Source organism: Streptomyces sp. NBC_00083, from assembly GCF_026343295.1.
Taxonomy (GTDB): domain Bacteria; phylum Actinomycetota; class Actinomycetes; order Streptomycetales; family Streptomycetaceae; genus Streptomyces.
Map to the genome: position 1 here is coordinate 330280 of NZ_JAPELY010000001.1, position 19467 is coordinate 349746.

General features: G+C 70.7%; 17 protein-coding genes. 10 read left to right on the top strand and 7 right to left on the bottom strand.

What is annotated here, in order from left to right:
* Window positions 1-24 precede the first annotated feature (24 nt).
* Together OOJ98_RS01495 and OOJ98_RS01500 are read right to left on the bottom strand one after the other, a co-directional pair.
* Window positions 25-327 (bottom strand): DUF397 domain-containing protein, encoded by a 303-nt coding sequence (locus OOJ98_RS01495; protein ID WP_267052780.1) that lies wholly within the window; start codon window positions 325-327, stop codon window positions 25-27.
* Window positions 324-1175 (bottom strand): helix-turn-helix transcriptional regulator, encoded by an 852-nt coding sequence (locus OOJ98_RS01500; RefSeq protein ID WP_267052781.1) that lies wholly within the window; start codon window positions 1173-1175, stop codon window positions 324-326. Before OOJ98_RS01500 ends, OOJ98_RS01495 begins: the two co-directional genes overlap by 4 nt.
* A gap of 170 nt (window positions 1176-1345) precedes the next feature.
* Here OOJ98_RS01500 and OOJ98_RS01505 point away from each other — a divergent pair, with 170 nt between their 5' ends.
* The 4 genes from OOJ98_RS01505 to OOJ98_RS01520 all read left to right on the top strand — a co-directional run bounded on the left by OOJ98_RS01505 (window position 1346) and on the right by OOJ98_RS01520 (window position 8031).
* A complete protein-coding gene (locus OOJ98_RS01505; protein WP_267052782.1) occupies window positions 1346-3151 on the top strand; it encodes an ABC-F family ATP-binding cassette domain-containing protein in 1806 nt (601 codons plus the stop codon).
* Between the two features lie 308 nt (window positions 3152-3459).
* A complete protein-coding gene (locus OOJ98_RS01510) occupies window positions 3460-5208 on the top strand; it encodes a PQQ-binding-like beta-propeller repeat protein (protein ID WP_267052783.1) in 1749 nt (582 codons plus the stop codon).
* A gap of 52 nt (window positions 5209-5260) precedes the next feature.
* Window positions 5261-7162 carry a PQQ-binding-like beta-propeller repeat protein gene (locus OOJ98_RS01515; protein ID WP_267052784.1) on the top strand — a complete coding sequence of 634 codons (1902 nt, stop codon included), beginning with the start codon at window positions 5261-5263 and terminating at the stop codon, window positions 7160-7162.
* 203 nt (window positions 7163-7365) lie between these two features.
* Window positions 7366-8031, top strand: a complete 666-nt coding sequence (locus OOJ98_RS01520; protein ID WP_267052785.1) for a LuxR C-terminal-related transcriptional regulator — start codon at window positions 7366-7368, stop codon at window positions 8029-8031.
* A gap of 401 nt (window positions 8032-8432) precedes the next feature.
* On the opposite strand, the gene OOJ98_RS01525 is transcribed toward OOJ98_RS01520, so the two are convergent.
* Complete coding sequence (locus OOJ98_RS01525; protein WP_267052786.1) at window positions 8433-8708, bottom strand: hypothetical protein; 276 nt, start codon at window positions 8706-8708, stop codon at window positions 8433-8435.
* A gap of 51 nt (window positions 8709-8759) precedes the next feature.
* Window positions 8760-10430 (bottom strand): sodium:solute symporter family protein, encoded by a 1671-nt coding sequence (locus OOJ98_RS01530; protein WP_267052787.1) that lies wholly within the window; start codon window positions 10428-10430, stop codon window positions 8760-8762.
* A gap of 246 nt (window positions 10431-10676) precedes the next feature.
* Between OOJ98_RS01530 and galT the strand changes: the two genes are divergently transcribed.
* From galT to galK, 3 genes are read left to right on the top strand one after another with little or no spacing between them, the layout of a single operon-like run.
* A complete protein-coding gene (gene galT / locus OOJ98_RS01535; protein WP_267052788.1) occupies window positions 10677-11729 on the top strand; it encodes a galactose-1-phosphate uridylyltransferase in 1053 nt (350 codons plus the stop codon).
* A complete protein-coding gene (gene galE / locus OOJ98_RS01540) occupies window positions 11726-12697 on the top strand; it encodes a UDP-glucose 4-epimerase GalE (protein WP_267052789.1) in 972 nt (323 codons plus the stop codon). Before galT ends, galE begins: the two co-directional genes overlap by 4 nt.
* On the top strand, window positions 12690-13835 hold the full coding sequence (gene galK / locus OOJ98_RS01545; RefSeq protein ID WP_267052790.1) for a galactokinase: 1146 nt from the start codon (window positions 12690-12692) through the stop codon (window positions 13833-13835). Before galE ends, galK begins: the two co-directional genes overlap by 8 nt.
* 466 nt (window positions 13836-14301) lie before the next feature.
* Here the strand turns inward: galK and OOJ98_RS01550 are convergent, their stop codons facing one another.
* Window positions 14302-14745, bottom strand: coding sequence for an N-acetyltransferase (locus OOJ98_RS01550; RefSeq protein ID WP_267052791.1), 444 nt, complete (start codon window positions 14743-14745; stop codon window positions 14302-14304).
* A gap of 263 nt (window positions 14746-15008) precedes the next feature.
* On the opposite strand from OOJ98_RS01550, the gene OOJ98_RS01555 reads away from it, so the two are divergent.
* On the top strand, window positions 15009-15776 hold the full coding sequence (locus tag OOJ98_RS01555; RefSeq protein ID WP_267052792.1) for a response regulator transcription factor: 768 nt from the start codon (window positions 15009-15011) through the stop codon (window positions 15774-15776).
* Here OOJ98_RS01555 and tamR read toward each other — a convergent pair.
* On the bottom strand, window positions 15735-16232 hold the full coding sequence (gene tamR / locus OOJ98_RS01560) for a MarR family transcriptional regulator TamR (RefSeq protein WP_267052793.1): 498 nt from the start codon (window positions 16230-16232) through the stop codon (window positions 15735-15737). The two genes, OOJ98_RS01555 and tamR, sit on opposite strands and share 42 nt — an antisense overlap.
* A gap of 131 nt (window positions 16233-16363) precedes the next feature.
* Here tamR and OOJ98_RS01565 point away from each other — a divergent pair, with 131 nt between their 5' ends.
* Together OOJ98_RS01565 and OOJ98_RS01570 are read left to right on the top strand one after the other, a co-directional pair.
* Entirely contained in the window at window positions 16364-17212 is an 849-nt protein-coding gene (locus tag OOJ98_RS01565; protein WP_267052794.1) for a trans-aconitate 2-methyltransferase, read from the top strand.
* Between the two features lie 33 nt (window positions 17213-17245).
* Window positions 17246-17623: a VOC family protein gene (locus OOJ98_RS01570; RefSeq protein WP_267052795.1), complete on the top strand. Its 378-nt coding sequence runs from the start codon at window positions 17246-17248 to the stop codon at window positions 17621-17623.
* 63 nt (window positions 17624-17686) lie between these two features.
* Here OOJ98_RS01570 and OOJ98_RS01575 read toward each other — a convergent pair whose 3' ends face one another.
* Window positions 17687-19417 carry a VCBS repeat-containing protein gene (locus OOJ98_RS01575; protein WP_267052796.1) on the bottom strand — a complete coding sequence of 577 codons (1731 nt, stop codon included), beginning with the start codon at window positions 19415-19417 and terminating at the stop codon, window positions 17687-17689.
* Window positions 19418-19467: the final 50 nt, after the last annotated feature.

Consider the following 19467-nt stretch of genomic DNA (forward strand, 5'->3'; position numbering starts at 1 on the left):
GCGGGGCGGGAGTTGCCGGGGAGGTCAGCCCCGGTGCGCCGCGACGAACGCGGTCCACGCCTCACTGGAGAGGGCGAGGTGGGGGCGGGCCTTGTCCTTCGAGTCCCGCACATGAACCGTGGCGGGACAGACGGCCACCTCGACGCAGCTGTCGCCTTCGGTGCCGCTGTAACTCGACTTGTGCCAGCCGAGGGCGACCTCGACGCAGTCGTCGCCTTGGGTGCCGCTGTAGCTCGACTTGTGCCATTCGAGGGCGACTTCGACGCAGCTGTCGCCCTGCGTGCCGCTGAAGCTGCTCTTGAACCAGGTGAGTTCGGGGGTGCTCATAGGGCTCCTCGGATCTGCTCCAACAGGCCCCGCGACTTGGTTGAGTTGAGAGCCTGCGATCGCAGTGTGTCATAAGCCTGCTGGAGTGGGACTACCTCTTTTCGATCGCTGATCAACCTGCCGTTGCGCTGCCCTTCCGAGTACGCATAGCGCTTTCCGTCAGGCCCCTCCAGCAGTTGCAAGGGTCCGTCCAAACATGCGTGCAGCTCGCAGCCGAGGGGCATGACCTGGAGCGTCACATTGCGAGGCTTCGTGCTCTCCAGCACGTGGTCCAGCATGCTGACCGTGATGTCCCGGCCACCCAGGCGCTCGCGGAACACGGCCTCGGACACGATGAAGCTGAACGGCACGTTCGGCCGTTCCCGGAGCAACCGCTGGCGCTCCATCCGCGCGTCGAGCTGCCTCGCGACCTGCCCGTCCGTGAGGGGCGGCACCGCGTTCTCGAACAGCGTGCGCGCATACGCCTCCGACTGCAAAAGCCCCGGCACCATCCGGCACTCGTAGGTGCAGAGGCTCACCGCCGTACGCTCGCGCCGCGCCCACTCCCTGAACCACGCCGCAAGCCCCGGCTGCCGCGTCAGATGCCCGTACGCCCGCCGAAGCGCCCCCGTATTGCCAAGGGCAACCTCCGCGCGCTCCACGAACTCCTCGTCCGGCATGCGGCGGCCCTGCTCGACCGATTCCACCGTGTGTTTGGAGAAGCGGACCAGCGTCGCGAAGGCGTCGCGCGTGAGGCCGGCGTGTTCGCGCAGGCCCTGCACGAACGCCCCGAACGTCTTGAGGCTGTCGGACGGCACGGGTTCGCCCGCACCCGCGCCGCCCCCGCCCCGTTCACAGTCGTCGGTCATGTGCCGCCGCCTTCCGGTGAGTTGATCTCCCCGCTCAACTCACCCAGGGTGACGGTTCGTGACCGTACCGTCCACCCTCCGTGTCCGTACGCTCGCTCAGCGTACGGACCGCTGCTGTCGGTAGCTGCGACTACTCTGGATGACGATCCATCCCCGCGCTCAGGAGTGAAATGGCCGTCAACCTGGTCAATGTCGAGGCAGTCAGCAAGGTGTACGGGACCCGTGCCCTGCTCGACGGCGTTTCCCTCGGCGTCTCCGAGGGGGACCGGATCGGGGTCGTCGGGCGCAACGGCGACGGCAAGACCACCCTCATCCGGATGCTCGCGCAGCTGGAGGAGCCGGACACGGGCCGGGTCACGCACGTGGGCGGGCTCCAGCTCGGCGTGCTCACCCAGCACGACTCGCTCGACCCGAAGGCCACGATCCGGCACGAGGTCATCGGCGACCTCGCCGACCACGAGTGGGCCGGCAACGCCAAGATCCGCGACGTGCTGACGGGCCTGTTCGGCGGGCTCGACCTGCCGGGGTTCGCGCAGGGGCTCGACACGGTGATCGCGCCGCTGTCCGGTGGCGAGCGGCGCCGCATCGCGCTCGCGAAGCTGCTGATCGGCGAGCCCGACCTGATCATCCTCGACGAGCCCACCAACCATCTCGACGTCGAGGGCATCAGCTGGCTGGCCCGCCACCTCCAGGCGCGGCGCTCGGCCCTCGTGTGCGTCACCCACGACCGGTGGTTCCTCGACCAGGTCTGCACCCGCATGTGGGACGTGCAGCGCGGCTCGGTCTTCGAGTACGAGGGCGGCTACTCCGACTACGTCTTCGCGCGCGCCGAGCGCGACCGCATCGCCGCCACCGAAGAGGTCAAGCGGCAGAACCTGATGCGCAAGGAGCTGGCCTGGCTGCGCCGCGGCGCCCCGGCCCGCACCTCCAAGCCGCGCTACCGCATCGAGGCCGCCAACGAGCTGATCGCCGACGTGCCGCCGCCGCGCGACACCAGCGAGCTGATGAAGTTCGCCAATGCGCGGCTCGGCAAGACCGTCTTCGAGCTGGAGGACGTGACCGTACAGGCCGGCGAGAAGCTGCTGCTCAAGCACTTGACCTGGCAGCTCGGCCCCGGCGACCGCATCGGCCTGGTCGGCGTGAACGGCGCGGGCAAGACGTCGCTGCTCCGCGCCCTGACCGAGGCCTGGAACACCGGCGGCGAGGCGCAGCCCGCCGCGGGCAAGGTCGTCGTCGGCAAGACCGTACGGCTCGCCTACCTCTCGCAGGACGTGGCCGAACTGCCGCCCGCCCTGCGGGTGTTGGAAGCGGTGCAGCAGATCCGCGACCGGGTCGACCTGGGCAAGGGCCGCGAGATGACCGCGGGCCAGCTGTGCGAGCAGTTCGGCTTCGCGAAGGAGAAGCAGTGGACGCCGGTCGGTGACCTCTCCGGTGGTGAGCGCCGCCGCCTCCAGCTGCTGCGCCTGCTGATGGACGAGCCGAACGTGCTCTTCCTCGACGAGCCCACCAACGACCTCGACATCGAGACGCTGACCCAGCTCGAAGACCTCCTCGACGGCTGGCCCGGCTCCATGGTCGTCATCTCCCACGACCGGTTCTTCATCGAGCGCACCACCGACCACGTGTGGGCGCTGCTCGGCGACGCCACGCTGCGGATGCTGCCGCGCGGCATCGACGAGTACCTGGAGCGCAGGCAGCGGATGATCGAGTCCGCGCCGGCCCCGGTGGCGTCCTTCGCCGCCAAGGCCGCGCCCGCTGTCTCCGCGCAGGACGCGCGGGCCGCGAAGAAGGAGCTCCAGAAGGTCGAGCGGCAGCTCAACAAGATCTCCGACCGCGAGACCAGTCTGCATGCGCAAATCGCTGATAACGCCACGGACTTCGGGAAGGTGGCCAAGCTCGACGCCGAGCTGCGCGAACTGATCGTCGAGCGGGACGAGTTGGAGATGCGCTGGCTCGAACTGGCCGAGGAGGCCTGACACACATACCCGTACGTACGTCTTGCGGCGCTTGCGTAGAGACGGCGTACAGAGTCCATAACGGCAGCATCACGGGCCGGTTCTCCCTTGGGAACAGGGGTGGACCGGCCCGTGGTGCGCGCTGCTCCGAGTGATAGAAAGTAGCTCCGTTCGACTGACGTAAAGACGCAAAGACGCAAATTCGGGGGTATCTCGCTGTGACCCAGCCGCCCAGTTCTCAGCCACCGCAGGGGGGCTTCGGGGCACCGCAGGACAAGCCCCAGGGCCCCCCTGCCCAGCCGCAGGGACCGCCGCCGCAGCCGCCGCAGATGCCGGCCGCGCCGCCCACGCCGCCCGCGCAGCCGCCGCAGATGCCGCCGGCCGCGCCGCAGCCCGGCTACGGAACCCCGCAGCCCGCGCCGGGTTACGGCTATCCGCAGACGGCCCCGGGCCAGCCGGGTTACGGCTACCCCCAGACGGCGCCGGGCCAGCCCGGTTACGGCTATCCGCAGGCGGGCGCGCAGGGCGGACCGTACGCCCAGACCCAGCAGGGCGGCTACGGCTACCCGGGCCAGCCGCCGTACCCGGGCGGGCCGGTGCCTCCGCAGGGTGACGGCGGCAAGAACCCCTTCAAGGGCAAGCCCGCGGTGATCGTGGCCGCGGCGGTCGCGGCCCTCCTCGTCATCGGCGGCGGCGTGTACTTCGCGACGAGCGGCAGCGACGGCGGCAAGAAGCCCGTCGCCGACACGAGCCACAGCGCCGTACCGAGCGGTTCCGCCTCGGTCGACCAGGGCGACGGCAAGGGCAACGGGCGCGGCGACGGCAGCGACGACCTCAACTCCGGGGCCAAGGCCGGCGACGCGAAGGTCTGGCTGCACGAGAACGACACCCCGCTGCCGCAGGGCGGCGCCGACCAGTACGGCCCGTGGGCGCTCGGCGACACCGTCGTCAAGGCCATGTACAAGGAGATCGTCGGCTACGCGGTGGCCGACGGCAAGCAGAAGTGGTCGGTGCCGTTGGACACCCCGATCTGCGGGGCGGCGCCGAAGCCCACCGCGGACGGCAAGGTCGTGCTCGGCGTCCAGGAGAACAACACCAAGGACGCCAAGTGCAACCAGCTCCAGCTGGTCGACCTGGCCACGGGCAAGCTCGGCTGGAAGGTGCAGGTCCAGGCCGAGGGCCTCTTCGACTCCATGGTCAGCCTCGACCTGGCCATCAGCGGCAACACCGTGGCGGTGTCCCGCATGGGCGGCGCGAGCGGCTACTCGATGACGGACGGCAAGAAGGTCTTCGGCAACCCGAAGACCGGCAACTGCCACCCCGAGGCGTACGCGGGCGGCACCAAGCTCATCGCCGTGAGCAGCTGCACCGACCCCAACAACAACGACCTGGACGCCCCGTCGTCGGAGGTCCTCCAGGAGGTGGACCCGGCCACCGGCAAGGCCAAGTGGAGCTTCCAGTACGACAAGGGCTGGACCGTCGCCCGCGTCTACTCCATGGACCCGCTGGTCGTGTACGCCACCAACAGGGACAAGAAGGCGTCGAACATCTCCGCCTTCGGCCCGGACGGCAAGCTCCGCTCGTCGGTCAAGACCAAGTCGTCGCTCACCGCCAACTGCGTGGGCCTGGGCATCGTCGAGCGTTCGCTCGGCGGCTGCTGGGGCGTGACGGCCGACGCCAACACCCTCTACATGGCGACCGAGGGCAAGGACAGCGGCGAGCTGGGTGTCGGCCGCAGCAACGAGGTCGTCGCCTTCGACCTCAACTCCGGTGCGGAGAAGTGGCACGCGGCGGCGCCCAAGGGCCGCACGATGGAGCCGCTCGCCCTGGAGAACGGCAAGCTCACGCTCTACGTGGAGCCCGGCGTCGAGGAAGCGGCCTCCATCGCGTCGCTCCCGCTGACCGGCGGCACCCCGCAGATCACGATGCAGAGCCCGACATCGGCCGGCTCGACCGAACGCAACTTCTACGACCCCGCGGCCGCGTGGGTCGGCGGACGGTTCTTCCTCATGAACACCATGGTGAAGGGCCCCAAGGGCGACAACAAGGACAACTCCATCCTGTCCTTCGGCAAGTGACGCCCCAACTCCCCGTCTCCGCGCCCTTCTTGAAGCCAGAGGTCACCACAGCATGAGCCAGCCACCCCAACCGCCCCAGCCCCCGCAGCAGCCCAATGACGCGCCCAAGGGGTTCGGCGCCCCGCAGGAGCCCCCGGCGTCCGGCTTCGGCGCGCCCCAGCAGCCCCCGGCCGGCGGCTACGGCACGCCTGCTCCGCCGCCGCCCGCCGGGCCGCCGAGCACCCCGCCGCCCGCGGGGCCCCCGGCCTACGGCTACCCGCAGACGCCCCCGCAGCAGCCGGGCTACGGCTACCCCAACACCCCGCCGCAGCAGCCGGGTTACGGCTATCCGAACGCCGCGCCGCAGCAGCCGGGTTACGGCTACCCGGGCCAGCCCGGCCAGCCGCCCACCCAGCCGATGCAGCCGGGACAGCCCGGCTACGGCTACCCGGGCCAGCCGCCGACCCAGCCCATGCAGCCGCAGTACGGAACGCCGGGCGCGCCCGGCCCCGGCGGCCCCGGAGGCGGCAAGAAGCCCAACACCCAGCTCATGATCATCATCGCGGCGGTCGTCGCGGTGGCCCTGATCGTCGGCGGCGGCATCTGGTACGCCACCGGCAAGGACGACGGCAAGAGCGAGGCCAAGACGGGCGACACCGGCGGCGCCAAGGGCGACGGCGGCAGCGCGACCGGAGGCGGCGGCAAGGAGAAGGCGCCCGCCAACACCTCCGCCAAGGTGCTCTTCCAGACCCCCCAGCCCAAGGTCACCGACCTCACCTCGGTGCACGGCTCCTGGCTCACCGACAAGGTGTACGTCAAGGCCGGCGTCAAGCAGATCGTCGGCTACGACCCCGCCAAGGGCACCCCGCTCTGGACGCTCCCGCTGACCGGCAACGTCTGCGAGGCCAGCTCGCACGCCTCCGCCGACGGCAAGACCGCGTTCGCCTTCGAGAGCACGGAGAGCGGCTCCAAGTACCCCTCCTGCACCGAGGTCGCGGCCCTCGACCTGAACACCGGCAAACTGCTGTGGCAGGCCGACGTCAAGGGCGCCAGCGGCGACCGCAAGTCCCGCTTCGACGAGATCACCGTGGGCGCCGGAACCGTCGCCGCGGGCGGACTCGACGGCGGTGCGGCCTGGGACCTGACCACCGGCAAGGAGCTGTGGAAGCCCACCACCACGGCCGACCAGTGCAAGGACGTCGGCTACGGCGGCGGTGACGCGCTCGTGGCGGTCCGCAAGTGCGGCGACTACGACAAGCCCACCATCAACGTGCAGACCCTCGACCCGAAGACCGGTCAGCCCACCTCCACGTACAAGATGATGCCGGGCATCGACTACGCCCACATCGTCTCCAGCAAGCCCCTGGTGCTCGCCGCCGACGTCGGCGACAGCGCGGGCGACGGCAGCGGGATCTCCGACTTCTTCTCCGTCGACGACAAGACGGGCAAGCTGCTCGCCCGCATCCCGGCGCCCGGCGACAAGTACTCCGCCAGCTGCGACAGCACCTCCGTCGAGAAGTGCACGATGGTCGTCGCCGGCAACGGCAAGCTGTACGTGCCGACCGAGGAGCACGACAACGCCGGCGGCACCGGCTCCATCGGCCGCACCAACGAGATCATCGCCTTCGACCTCACCACGGGCCAGCCCGTGCCCGGCAAGGCCGACGCCGGTGACGGCTACACGGCGTACCCGCTGCGCATGGACGGCAACAACGTCATCGCGTACAAGGAGGGCCCGTACGACAAGGGCAGCCAGGTCGTCAGCATCGACGGGGGCAGCCTCAAGTCGACGCTGCTCCTGGAGAACCCGGCCGAGCGGTCCGTACGCGACGCGATCCAGTCCTTCTCCGGGAAGTACGCCGACATCCTGTACGGCAACGGGCGGCTGTACCTGGGCGCCCAGCTCCTGAGCAAGCCGTACTCCGACAGCGACTCCGAGAAGAAGTTCCTGTTCATGGCGACCGGCACGAGCTGATCCGGGACCGGCGCGAGCCGCGGTCCGCACGGGGCGGGAAGAGGGCGTGCGCCCCCTTCCCGCCCCGCGCACTTCCTCAACCGGTCCCGCATGCCGGAGAATTCGGCCTTCCGGGGGCATCTCTCCGGTAAGCGGAGCGTGACGTCGAACAAGCGTGTAGCTTGCCGGGGCAAGAGGGGCGGGCCGGGGATGGGGGTAGCTCGATGGGCGTGCGGCTCATGGTGGTCGACGACCACCGGCTGCTCGCCGAGGCACTCGCCTCGGCGCTGAAACTACGAGGCCACCGGGTGCTCGCCGCGACGGCTCCGGTCGCCGGCGCGGCCGAGCTGGTGGTGAGCCGGGCGCCGGAGGTCTGCCTCCTCGGCACGGCCTCGCCCGCCGAGCCGGGGGTGTTCGACCCGATCGTGCGGATCAAGCGGGAACGGCCTCAGGTCGCGGTGGTGGTGCTGGGTCCGGTGCCGAACCCGCGGGGGATCGCGGCGGCGTTCGCGGCGGGGGCCTCCGGGTACGTGCGGCACGACGAGCGCATCGAGGGCGTCGAGCGGGCGATGGCCAAGGCTCGGGCGGGGGAGGCGGCGGTCGCGCCGCAGCTCCTCCAGGGCGCGTTCGCCGAACTCCTCAACCCCGCGGCCCAGCCGGACGACGAGGGGCAGCGGCTCCTGTCGTTGCTCACGCCTCGGGAGGTGGAGGTGCTGGTGCGGGTGGCCGACGGGGAGGATACGCGGGTGATCGCGGCGGGGATGGGGATCGCGCCCTCCACGGCGCGCACGCATGTCCAGCGGGTGCTGATGAAGCTGGGCGTCGGCTCCCGCCTGGAGGCGGCCGCCCTGGCCGCCAGAACCGGCCTCCTGGACCGAGCCACACCCTGACCCCTGACGCGGGGTGCCCTACAGGGGCGCGGGGCTGCACCTTCTGCGCGGCTCCGCCGCGGTGGGCGTGGGTCGCGGGTGCGATGCCGGGTCACCTACTAGGGGCGCGGGGAACTGCGCGGGTGCCCCAGCACGGTCCGCACCCGAAGTGCGGCGGGGTCACTGGGGCTCCGCCCCAGGCCCCGGGATGCCCCACCCCGCCCCTTCCCGAAACCCTCCGGGGGTGGTGAACGGGCTGGGGTCCAGACTCCTGGGGCTCTGCCCCAGACCCCGTTCGCGCCCGAAAGGCGCTCGTCCTCAATCGCCGGACGGGCTGGGGAGGTGCATGCCGCCCGGCACCGATCCCGCCAGGGGCGCGGGGAACTGCGCGAGACGGGGAGGGCCTTTCGGCTGGGCCGGGGTCAGGGGGTCTCGGGGTCCGGCGGAGCCAGGGGGCGGAGTTTCAGCCACGTCAGGAAGAAGACGCCGAGCGCCAGCATCCCCAGGCCCGTCCACAGGTTGATGTTGATCCCCTGCGCTTTCTTGAGGTCCGCGTCGGACGCCATCACCCCGGCCACCGTCACGATCACCCCGTACAGGGTGAACAACCCCCCGATGATCCGACGGATGTCGAACAGCCGCGCCGCAGACGCCGACTTCCGCTCCAACTCCGTTACCTCGTCGTGCAGTTCGGACATTGCGTTGACTCCAGTCAGTCAGTCAGTCAGTCAGGCGGTCAGCAGGGGGCTTCAGAACGAGTACGGGACATAGCACAGCGCGGCCAGCGCAATCGCGCCCCAGCCCAGCAGCGCCGGCCGCCGGTACCACGCGCTGTCGCCCTCGGCGGGCGGCTCCTCGATGCCGGGGGACTTCGTCCCGTACACCAGGCCCGCCAGCTCCGCCGCCGGCTTCGGCGCGGTGAAGAGCGTGACCGCCACCATCACCACCGCGCCGGCCACGAACCCGACGATCGCGGAGACGAAGTTCGCGCCCTGGTCGGTCGGGATCGAGATCACGCCCTGCTTGTAGATCCAGAAGTAGTTGACCATCGCGGCCGACGTCCCCGCGAAGAGCCCCCACACCCCGGACTTCACCGACGCCCGCTTCCAGAACATGCCGATCACGAAGACCACGAACATCGGCACGTTGAAGAAGGAGAACAGCGTCTGGAGGTAGCCCATGATGTTGGAGAAGGACGACGCGATGAAGGCCGTGCCGATCGAGGCGAGGACACCGATCGCCGTGATCAGGCGGCCGAACCGCAGGTAGTAAGCGTCCGGCCGGTCCTTCTTCACGTACTTGGCCCAGATGTCGTACGTGAACACGGTGTTGAAGGACGACACGTTCGCCGCCATGCCCGCCATGAACGCCGCGAGCAGACCGGTCACCGCGATGCCGAGCACACCGTTGGGCAGCAGGTCCTGCATCAGGAGCGGGATCGCGTCGTTGTACGTGAGCGACGAGCCCGGGGTGCCGATCTTCGGGACGAGGACGGCCGCGACCAGACCCGGGATCATCACCAGGAACACGATGAACATCTTGGGGAAGGCGGCGATCAGCGGGGTCCGCCGGGCCGCGCTGAGGTTCTTGGCGGAGAGCGCGCGCTGCACCTCGGCGAAGTTGGTGGTCCAGTAGCCGAAGGAGAGCACGAAGCCGAGGCCGAGCACGATCGTCAGCCAGTTCGCACCGAGCGGGTTGGACTCGCCGATGCCGGTGCCGCCCCACGCGGAGAGGAAGTTGTGGCCGTGGCTGGCCTTGAGCGAGCCGGTCAGGCCGTCCCAGCCGCCGACGCGCTTGAGGCCGAGGATGGTCAGGGGTATCAGCGCGGCCAGGATCACGAAGAACTGGAGCACCTCGTTGTAGATCGCCGAGGAGAGCCCGCCGATGGTGATGTAGGCGAGCACGAAGAGCCCGGCGACCACGATCGCCACCCACTGCGGCCAGCCGAGCAGCGCCTCCACGACGATCGACAGGGCGTACAGGTTGACGCCCGCGATCAGCACCGCGGCGAACGCGAAGAGCGCCGACGCCAGCAGGTGCGCCGACTTGTCGAAGCGCTGGAGCAGGAACTCCGGCACCGAGCGCACCTTCGAGCCGTAGTAGAACGGCATCATCACGAGCCCGAGGAAGACCATCGCCGGGATCGCGCCGATCCAGTACCAGTGCACGACCGCCACGCCGTACTGGGCGCTGGTCGCGGACATGCCCAGGATCTCGGTCGCGCCGAGGTTGGCGGCCACGAACGCGAGCCCGGTCACCCAGGCCGGCAGCGAACGGCCCGAGAGGAAGAAGTCGAGGCTGGTCTTCACGCTGGCGCGGGCGGCGAAGCCGATGCCCAGGACGACGATGAAGTAGATCGCCAAAATCGTGTAGTCGAGCCCATTGGTGGGGAGCCGGAGCCCCGCGGCCAGAGATTGCATGCGTACCCGCTTCGTCGCGCTTACCGATCCGGTCGTGCTGATCCGGACGTACCGATCCGGGACGGGAACCTACGCCTCGATGTTCAGAAACTGAACACTTTTGATGAGATTGTTTGTTTGATTGTGATCGGGCGTGGGTCCGCAGGTCGGCCTGCCGCCGTTCGCGTGGTCTCGTGCAGGGCCATTGACGGTGACTGTTGGCTTGTGGTTTGTTGTGTGCGATTCTGTTGGATGGTGGAGGTTCAGGTGAAGAAGACGTCGACCCGGCTCGCCGACGGTCGTGAGCTGCTCTACTACGACGCGCGGGACGACCTGGTGCGGGACGAGAGCGACCGCCGCCCGCTCGACCCGGTGTCCACCGCGTCCGAGCTGCGCCGCGACCCGCTGCTCGGCGACACCGTGGTCGTCGCCTCGCACCGCCAGGGCCGCACCTATCTGCCGCCCGCCGACGCCTGCCCCCTGTGCCCCTCGCGCGAGGGCCTCGACAGCGAGATCCCGGCCGCCGACTACGACGTCGTCGTCTTCGAGAACCGCTTCCCCTCCCTCGCCGGCGACTCCGGACGCTGCGAGGTCGTCTGCTTCACCCCCGACCACGACGCCTCCTTCGCCGACCTCACCGAGGAGCAGGCCGCCCTCGTCCTGGAGGCCTGGACCGACCGCACCGCCGACCTCGCCGAACTCCCGCAGGTGGAGCAGGTGTTCTGCTTCGAGAACCGCGGCGCCGAGATCGGCGTCACCCTCGGCCACCCGCACGGCCAGATCTACGGCTACCCCTTCACCACCCCCCGCACCGCCCTCATGCTCCGCTCGCTCGCCGAACACCGCGAGCGCACCGGCGGCAACCTCTTCGACGACGTGGTCCGGCGCGAGCTCGCCGACGGCGAACGGGTGGTTCTGGAGGGCGAACACTGGGTCGCGTTCGTGCCGTACGCCGCGCACTGGCCCTACGAGGTCCATCTGCACCCCAAGCGGCGCGTCCCCGACCTGCGCGCCCTCGACGACGGCGCGCGCACAGAGTTCCCACAGATCTACCTGGAACTCTTGAGGCGCTTCGACCGGATCTTCGGCCCCGGCGAGCCGCCCACCCCCTACATCTCCGCCTGGCACCAGGCGCCGTTCCGGGGCGAGGGAGCCGTCGACCGCGAGGAGTTCGGGCTCCATCTGGAGCTTTTCACCATCCGACGTACTTCCGGCAAGCTGAAGTACCTCGCCGGTTCCGAATCCGGCATGAACGTGTTCATCAACGACGTGCCGCCGGAGACCGCGGCCGAGCGACTGCGAGAGGTGGCAAGCACGTGAGCAAGTACCTGGTGACGGGCGGCGCGGGGTATGTGGGCAGCGTGGTGGCGGCCCACCTCGTCGAGGCCGGCCACGACGTGAGCGTCCTCGACGACCTCTCCACGGGCTTCCGCGCAGCCGTCCCGGCCGGCGCCGCCTTCATCGAGGGCCGCGTCCAGGACGCCGCGCGGTGGCTCGACCCCTCCTTCGACGCGGTCCTCCACTTCGCGGCGTTCTCGCAGGTCGGCGAGTCGGTCGCGGTGCCCGAGAAGTACTGGGCCAACAACGTCGGCGGCACCATGGCGCTGCTCGCCGCGATGCGGGAGGCGGGCGTGCGCCGCCTCGTCTTCTCCTCCACGGCGGCCACCTACGGCGAACCCGCCTCGGTCCCCGTCACCGAGACCGCGCCCACCGCGCCGACCAGCCCCTACGGCGCGTCCAAGCTCGCCGTCGACCACATGATCGCGGGGGAGTGCGCCGCGCACGGCCTCGCCGCGGTGTCGCTGCGCTACTTCAACGTGGCGGGCGCGTACGGCACGTGCGGCGAACGCCACGCGCCGGAATCCCACCTGATCCCGCTCGTCCTCCAAGTGGCCCTGGGGGAAAGGGAGTTCATCTCCGTATACGGTGACGACTACCCGACCCCCGACGGCACCTGCGTGCGCGACTACATCCACGTGGCGGACCTCGCCGAGGCGCACCTCCTCGCCCTCGACGCGGCGACCCCCGGCGACCACCTCGTCTGCAACCTGGGCAACGGCAACGGGTTCTCCGTGCGCGAGGTCATCGAGACCGTCCGCAAGGTCACCGGCCATGAGATCCCCGAGGTCGTCGCGGGCCGCCGCGGCGGCGACCCGGCGGTCCTCGTCGCCTCCGCGCTGCGCGCCCACGACCGGCTCGGCTGGCGGCCCACCCGCGCGGACCTCGCCGGGATCATCGCGGACGCCTGGGCGTTCGCACGCACCGTGCGGGGGGCCCGCGATGAGTGAGGTGGCGCTCGCCTTCCGGGAGTTGTACGGGTACGAGCCGGACGGGGTGTGGGCGGCGCCCGGCCGGGTCAACCTCATCGGCGAATACACCGACTTCAACGAGGGCTTCGTCATGCCGCTCGCGCTGCCGCACACCGCGGTGGCGGCGGTCGCCCTGCGCAGCGACGGGGTGCTGCGGCTCCACTCGGCCGACATCGAAGGCCCGGTCGTGGAGTTGCGCACCGACGAGCTGGAGCCGCGGTCGGGGGCGGGCTGGGCGGCGTACCCGGCGGGCGTGGTGTGGGCGCTGCGCGAGGCGGGCCACGACGTGAAGGGCGCGGACGTCCACCTCACGTCCACGGTGCCGACGGGGGCGGGGCTCTCGTCGTCGGCGGCGCTGGAGGTGGTGACGGCGCTGGCCCTGCGCGACCTGCTGGAACTCCCGCTCTCCATGGCGGAGTTGGCGTCGCTCGCGCAACGGGCGGAGAACGCCTTCGTCGGCGTGCCCTGCGGAATCATGGACCAGACGGCGTCGGCGTGCTGCGCCGAGGGCCACGTCCTGCACCTGGACGCTCGTGATCTGACCCGGCGTCAGATCCCCTTCGACCTGCCCGCGCACGGGCTGCGGCTCCTCGTCGTCGACACGCGGGTGCAGCACGCCCTCGGTGACGGCGCGTACGCCGAGCGGCGCGCCGGCTGTGAGCGGGGCGCGCGGGAGCTGGGTGTACGGACCCTGCGCGAACTGTCCTCCGCGCGACTGCCCGACGCGCTGCGCGAGCTGTCCTCGCCGACGGTGCGGGGCTATGTGCGGCACGTGGTGAGCGACAACGAGCGGGTCGCGCGGGTCGCGGGGCTGCTCGCCGCGGGCGACGTCCGGGGGGTGGGCCCGGTCCTCACCGAGGGCCACGCCTCCCTGCGGGACGATCTGCGGGTGTCCTGCGCTGAGCTGGATCTGGTGGTGGGGACGGCGGTCGGTGCGGGGGCGTTGGGGGCGCGGATGACGGGTGGGGGGTTCGGGGGGTCGGCGATCGTGCTCGTGGAGACGGCGGGGGTCCAGCGGGTCTCGGCCGCGCTGAACTCCGCGTTCGCCTCGGCGTCCCTGACCCCGCCCCGCCTCTTCGAAGCGACCCCGTCCCGGGGAGCCCACCAACTTCTGTGAGGGCGCTGCCCCCGGCCCCGTTTTCGTCTGCGGACCGTGCTGGCGTCTCGCGCAGTTCCCCGCGCCCCTGGGTGGGTGGGCCTTGGCAGGGTGCCGATCTCGAGCATCTTCAGCCCGTCCGGCGATTGAGGACGAGCGCCCTTAAGGCGCGACACGGGGTCTGGGGCGGAGCCCCGGGCAACCCCGCTTTCGGGTGCGGATCGTGCTCGCGTCTGGCGCAGTTCCCCGCGCCCCTAGTAGGGCACCCGGAGTCGAGCTCCCTGCTCGCGCCCACCGCGGCGGAGCCGCGCGAGAGACACAGCCCCGCGCCCCTGGGTGGGTGGGCCTTGGCGGCATGCCCAGCATCGGCAACCTCAGCTCGTCCGGCTCTTCGGCCCCGGCCTGTGGAGGCCACCTCAGCCCGTCCGGCGATTGAGGACGAGCGCCCTTAAGGCGCGACACGGGGGCTGGGGCGGAGCCCCGGGGGTTAGGGGAGGGGCTTGGTCAGGGTGTATTCGGTTACGCCCGGGGGGTAGTCGGGGATCGCCGCCACGACCTCGTACCCCCGTCTGCGGTAAAACTCCGGCGCCTGGAAGTCCCACGTCTCCACCCGGGAGAACACACAGCCCCGCTCGGAGCGCGCCAACTCCTCCGCAGAAGAGAGGAGTTGGCTGCCCAGCCCCGCCGCCCGCAACCCCGCGTCGACCCACAGCAGGTCCACATGGAGCCAACCCGCCCAGGTGCGCCCCACCAGACCCCCCGCCACAAGCCCCGCCTCGTTCAACCCCCAGACCTGAAGCGGCACTTCCCGCTCCGCCGGAGTCCCCCGCATCGCCCGCAGCACCGGCGAGCGCTCGGTGTTGGTGTCGCGCAGCCGCCGTTGCAGCTCCACCTGACGGTCCTTGTCCACTTCTGTCTCGATACGAAACATGGAACTCACCTTAAACATCTGCGTACGCCACGTAGCCGTCCGGGTTCAAACAGTTCTGCAAAGTGCCTTCCCCGCACCGCCGACGGCCCTACGCTGATGCACAACACCGGTGGGGGCCGGTGTTGATCAGGGGGCGAGACAGTCGGGTACGTCGCCCGGGGTGGGGTACTACTCAGTGCATGGCGGCGGCCGTGCGTCTGTGGTGATCCCGGCTCCGGGCGCCGTACCCGTACCGGTCCGTCCTCCGACCCTGGGGGTGTCACTTGGTACGGATCCGAGTTCTCGTGGTGGACGACCATCGCATCTTCGCCGAGTCGCTCGCCGCGGCCCTGGCGGCGGAGCCCGACGTGGACGTGGCCGCGGCCGGCAGCGGCCCCGCCGCGCTGCGCTGCCTGGAGCGGGGCGCGGCCGAGGGCCGCAGGTTCGACGTGATGCTCGTCGACGCCGACCTGGGCGCGTCCGCCACGGTCCCGGTGGCCCGCGCGGTCCCCGACGGCGGCGGCGCGGACGGGCTCGTGGACGGCATCTCGCTGGTCGCGGGCGTCCGCGCGGGCCAGCCCGCGGTGCGTACCGTCGTCCTCGCCGAGAAGGACGACCCGCGCCGCGCGGCGCTCGCGCTCCAGGCCGGCGCGTGCGGCTGGGTCGCCAAGGACTGCTCCCTGCAACGGCTGCTCGCCGTGATCCGGGGCGTCCTGCGCGACGAGACGCATCTGCCGCCCGCGCTGCTCACCGGCGTCCTGCGGGAGCTGACGGCCGCGCGCAAGCACCGTACGGAATCGGAGCGGCTCGTCGAGTCGCTCACCCCGCGCGAGCGCGAGGTGCTGCGCTGCATGGTGGCCGGGCTCGGCCGGAAGGCGGTCGCCGAGCGGCTGTTCCTGTCCCCGCACACCGTACGGACCCATATGCAGAACGTGCTCGGCAAGCTGGGCGTGCACTCCACCCTGGCCGCCGTCGCCCTGGCCCGCCGGGCGGGTGTGGGCCCCGCCGACCTAGCCGGGGATGTTGTCGAACGGGGCGGTCAACTGGCGTAGCAGCGCCGCCAGTTCACCCCGCTGCTGGCGGCTGAGCTCGCCGAGGATGGCCCGCTCCTGTTCGAGGAGGCCGGCGAGCGCCTGGTCGGCGCGGTCGCGGCCCTCGGGGGTGAGCCGCACGAGCACCCCGCGGCGGTCACTGGGGTCGGGCAGCCGCTCGACCAGGCCCTTCTTGGCGAGCCTGTCGATCCGGTTGGTCATGGTGCCCGAGGTGACCAGGGTCTGGGTCAGGAGCTGACCCGGCGAGAGCTGGTAGGGCGCGCCCGCGCGCCGCAGCGACGTCAGGACGTCGAACTCCCAGGGCTCCAGGCTGTGCTCGGAGAAGGCGAGCCTGCGGGCCCGGTCGAGATGCCGGGCCAGCCTGCTGACCCGGCTGAGGACCTCAAGCGGTTCCACGTCGAGGTCCGGGCGCTCTCGGCGCCATGCTGCGACCAGTCGGTCGACCTCGTCCTCCATGTCGATCAGTGTAGAGGGTCCCTCGACGTGAAGTCTCTTGACGTCAAGATATATATCGAGCCACCATTGGGCATGGAGGGGCCGGGACCCTGTTCCGCTTCGCTCAGCCGTACCTGCAAGGGGGCTCGAACATGTATTCCGATTCATCGTCGACCGCACCATCAGGGCCGCCGGTCTGGGACCCGCAGCAGTATCTGCGCCACGCCGGCCACCGCACCCGCCCGTTCCTCGACCTGCTCGCCCGCATACCCGACCTGCCGTCGGCCGACGGGCTCTCACCCCGGATAGCCGACCTCGGCTGCGGCCCCGGCAATGTCACCGTCCGCCTCGCCGACCGCTGGCCCGACGCCCGCATCACCGGCTTCGACCTCTCCCCGCAGATGCTCGCGCAGGCCGACAAGGACTACGCCGGCACCACCGCGGGCGGCGGCTGGCTCGACTTCCAGGTCGCCGACGCCGCGCACTGGGTGCCCGGCGAACCGTACGACCTGATCGTCTCCAACGCGGCCCTGCAATGGGTGCCCAACCACCCCGATTCCTTCCCCGCCTGGATCGACGGGCTCGCCCCCGGCGGCACCTTCGCCTTCCAGGTGCCGGGCAATTTCACCTCGCCCAGCCACGCCATCCTCGCCGAACTCTGCGACTCCCCGCGCTGGCGCAGCCGCCTCGACGACCACGGCCGGCGCTACGTCCATATCCTCGAACCCGCCGACTACCTCACCAAGCTCGCCGATCTCGGCTGCGAGACCGATGCCTGGGAAACCGTCTACTGCCAGCTGCTCACCGGCCAGGACCCCGTCCTCGACTGGGTGAAGGGCACCGCCCTGCGCCCCGTGCTCACCGCCCTCGACGGGGACCAGGAGGCCATTGACGCCTTGCTCACCGAATATCGCGACCGGCTCCGCGAGGCCTACCCGCCGGGCCCGCACGGCACGGTCTTCCCCTTCCGCCGCATCTTCGCCGTCGCCAGGAAGAAGTAGGCCGGGACGCGGGGGAGAAGGAGAGGCCCGGCGATGCTCGCCGCTGTCGACCACGTTCAACTCGCCGCCCCGCCGGGCAGCGAGCCACTGCTGAGGGCGTACTACGAGGACGTGCTCGGCATGACGGAGATCCCCAAGCCGCCGCCGCTCGCGGCCCGCGGCGGCTGCTGGTTCCAGTACGGGAGCGTCCAGCTCCACCTGGGCGTTGAGGAGGAGTTCCGGCCCGCTAAGAAGGCCCACCCCGGGCTCCGCGTCACCGCGATCGAGGCGTACGCCCGCCGTCTGGAAGGGCACGGCGCCCCGGTCGTGTGGGACGAGAACCTCCCGGGCCACCGGCGGTTCTACTCCGAGGACCCGGTCGGCAACCGCCTGGAGTTCCTGGAGCCGCTGCCGCCGTCGGCGCGGGCCTGAAACGGGGAGCGCCCCGCCCCCTCACGACGAGGGGGCGGGGCGCCCGGTACCGCTGGGGTCGGCCTAGTAGATGCCGTACTTGTAGGTGTTCCAGCCGAAGCCGATCTTCACCCGGCTGTTGAAGCCGCCGGAACCGTTGGAGTCGTAACGCCACAGGTTGCCGGAGGAGTCCACCGCGACGATGTCGGAACGGCCGTCGCCGGTCAGGTCGCCGGGAGCGGCGATCATCTTCGCGCCGTACATGTTCCAGCCCGTGCCGATCTTGACCCGGCCCTTGAACGGGGCCTTGGCGTTGCCGGTGCCCGCGTACAGGTAGAGGGTGCCGTCGGGGGTACGGGCCAGCAGGTCCGCCAGGCCGTCGCCGTTGACGTCACCGGCGCCGAAGAGCTTGTCGTACGCGTTCCAGCCGGCGCCGATGTCGATGCGCGAGTACACGCCGGTGGCCTGGCCGTTGCCCGGGTACAGGTACAGGTGGCCGTTGCCGCCCTGGCGGGCGATCAGGTCGCCGTTGCCCTCACCGGTGAGGTCGCCCACACCGATCACGGTGTTGTAGATGTTCCAGCCGCCGCCGAGCTGGTTGCCGTTGACGTAGAGCTCGCCGGCACCATCGAGGAAGAGCAGGCTGGCCCAGCGGTCGCTGACATCGAGCGAGGAGGGGGCGGCGAGGTAGGGGACGCCGTCCCAGTCACCGGCGGTGCCGGGGGAGACCGCCGACAGGTAGCCGTCGCCCTGGCCCCAGTAGTAGTTGAGGGCTCCGGCGCCGGTGAGGCCGTACAGCTCCTGCTTGCCGTAGGCCGGGTTGCCGCCCGACCCGGTGAGCTGGGCGGACTGCCATCCCTTGCCCATGGCCAGGCGGGAGTTGAGCTGGCCGTCGGAGTTCGAGCCGTAGAACCAGAGCTGCCCCGACAGGTCGCGGCCGACCAGGTCGCCCTTGCCGTCTCCGTTCAGGTCGTCGACGCCGAGGATCTGGTTGTACGTGTTCCAGCCCCAGCCGACCTTCACGCCCGCCTTCAGCGGGTCCGCGGCGTTGCCGGTGCCCGCGTAGAAGTACAGGTCGCCGCTGGGCGTACGGCCGTAGACGTCGCCGATGCCGTCGCCGTTCACGTCGTTGGCGCCGACGATCTGGTCGAACATGTTCCAGCTGCTGCCGACCTTCTTGCCGGCCGAGAACGGGGCGTTCAGGTCGCCCGTGCCCGCGTACAGGTAGAGGTCACCGCCGGGGGTGCGGGCCAGCAGGTCGTTGTGGCCGTCACCGGTGAGGTCGGCGGCCGAGACGACCTTGTTGAACATGTTCCAGCCGGAGCCGGACCAGCCGCTGGAGTAGATGCCGGAGCTGGTGACGTCCGCGTGCAGCGTCAGGACGCCGGTCGGGGACAGGTCGAGCACCTCGGGGGAGGTGCCGCCGCCCAGGTCACCGGGGAGGATCAGGTCCTTGTAGGAGCCGAGGGTGTTGTAGAACTCGGGGTTCTGGGCGCTCCGCCAGTCCTCCCAGTACAGCTTGTTGTTGGGCTCACGGGCGAGCATGTCGGACTCCCCGTCGCCGCCCAGGTCGAAGCGGGGCTTCGCCACGCCGGTGACGGCCGCGCCGGCCGCGAGGGACCGCTGCTTCGCCTTGAGCGGGGCCTTGGTGTGGGGCAGCGTCGCCGACGGGTTGATCGTGGGCTTCGGCGTCGAAACGGGGCCGTGCGGTCCCGCCGGAGCGGTGTCGGCCGAGGCCGGACCGGCGAGCAGCATGCCCGCCGACAGGACGATGGCGGTGCAGGCCGCGAGGCGGCTCGCGCGCTTGGTGCGCACAGAGGACAAAATTCCCCCCATGGGAATAAGCGGGTAGACCCGGGGGGAAC

What these genes read in the sequence shown, in the direction of transcription:
- OOJ98_RS01525 (WP_267052786.1), bottom strand. Translation starts at nt 8,708, where the DNA reads ATGTCCGAACTGCACGACGAGGTAACGGAGTTGGAGCGGAAGTCGGCG.
- OOJ98_RS01515 (WP_267052784.1), top strand. Translation starts at nt 5,261, where the DNA reads ATGAGCCAGCCACCCCAACCGCCCCAGCCCCCGCAGCAGCCCAATGAC.
- OOJ98_RS01500 (WP_267052781.1), bottom strand. Translation starts at nt 1,175, where the DNA reads ATGACCGACGACTGTGAACGGGGCGGGGGCGGCGCGGGTGCGGGCGAA.
- OOJ98_RS01565 (WP_267052794.1), top strand. Translation starts at nt 16,364, where the DNA reads ATGTATTCCGATTCATCGTCGACCGCACCATCAGGGCCGCCGGTCTGG.
- OOJ98_RS01520 (WP_267052785.1), top strand. Translation starts at nt 7,366, where the DNA reads ATGGGCGTGCGGCTCATGGTGGTCGACGACCACCGGCTGCTCGCCGAG.
- OOJ98_RS01495 (WP_267052780.1), bottom strand. Translation starts at nt 327, where the DNA reads ATGAGCACCCCCGAACTCACCTGGTTCAAGAGCAGCTTCAGCGGCACG.
- galK (WP_267052790.1), top strand. Translation starts at nt 12,690, where the DNA reads ATGAGTGAGGTGGCGCTCGCCTTCCGGGAGTTGTACGGGTACGAGCCG.
- OOJ98_RS01505 (WP_267052782.1), top strand. Translation starts at nt 1,346, where the DNA reads ATGGCCGTCAACCTGGTCAATGTCGAGGCAGTCAGCAAGGTGTACGGG.
- OOJ98_RS01550 (WP_267052791.1), bottom strand. Translation starts at nt 14,745, where the DNA reads ATGTTTCGTATCGAGACAGAAGTGGACAAGGACCGTCAGGTGGAGCTG.
- tamR (WP_267052793.1), bottom strand. Translation starts at nt 16,232, where the DNA reads ATGGAGGACGAGGTCGACCGACTGGTCGCAGCATGGCGCCGAGAGCGC.
- OOJ98_RS01530 (WP_267052787.1), bottom strand. Translation starts at nt 10,430, where the DNA reads ATGCAATCTCTGGCCGCGGGGCTCCGGCTCCCCACCAATGGGCTCGAC.
- OOJ98_RS01510 (WP_267052783.1), top strand. Translation starts at nt 3,460, where the DNA reads ATGCCGGCCGCGCCGCCCACGCCGCCCGCGCAGCCGCCGCAGATGCCG.
- OOJ98_RS01570 (WP_267052795.1), top strand. Translation starts at nt 17,246, where the DNA reads ATGCTCGCCGCTGTCGACCACGTTCAACTCGCCGCCCCGCCGGGCAGC.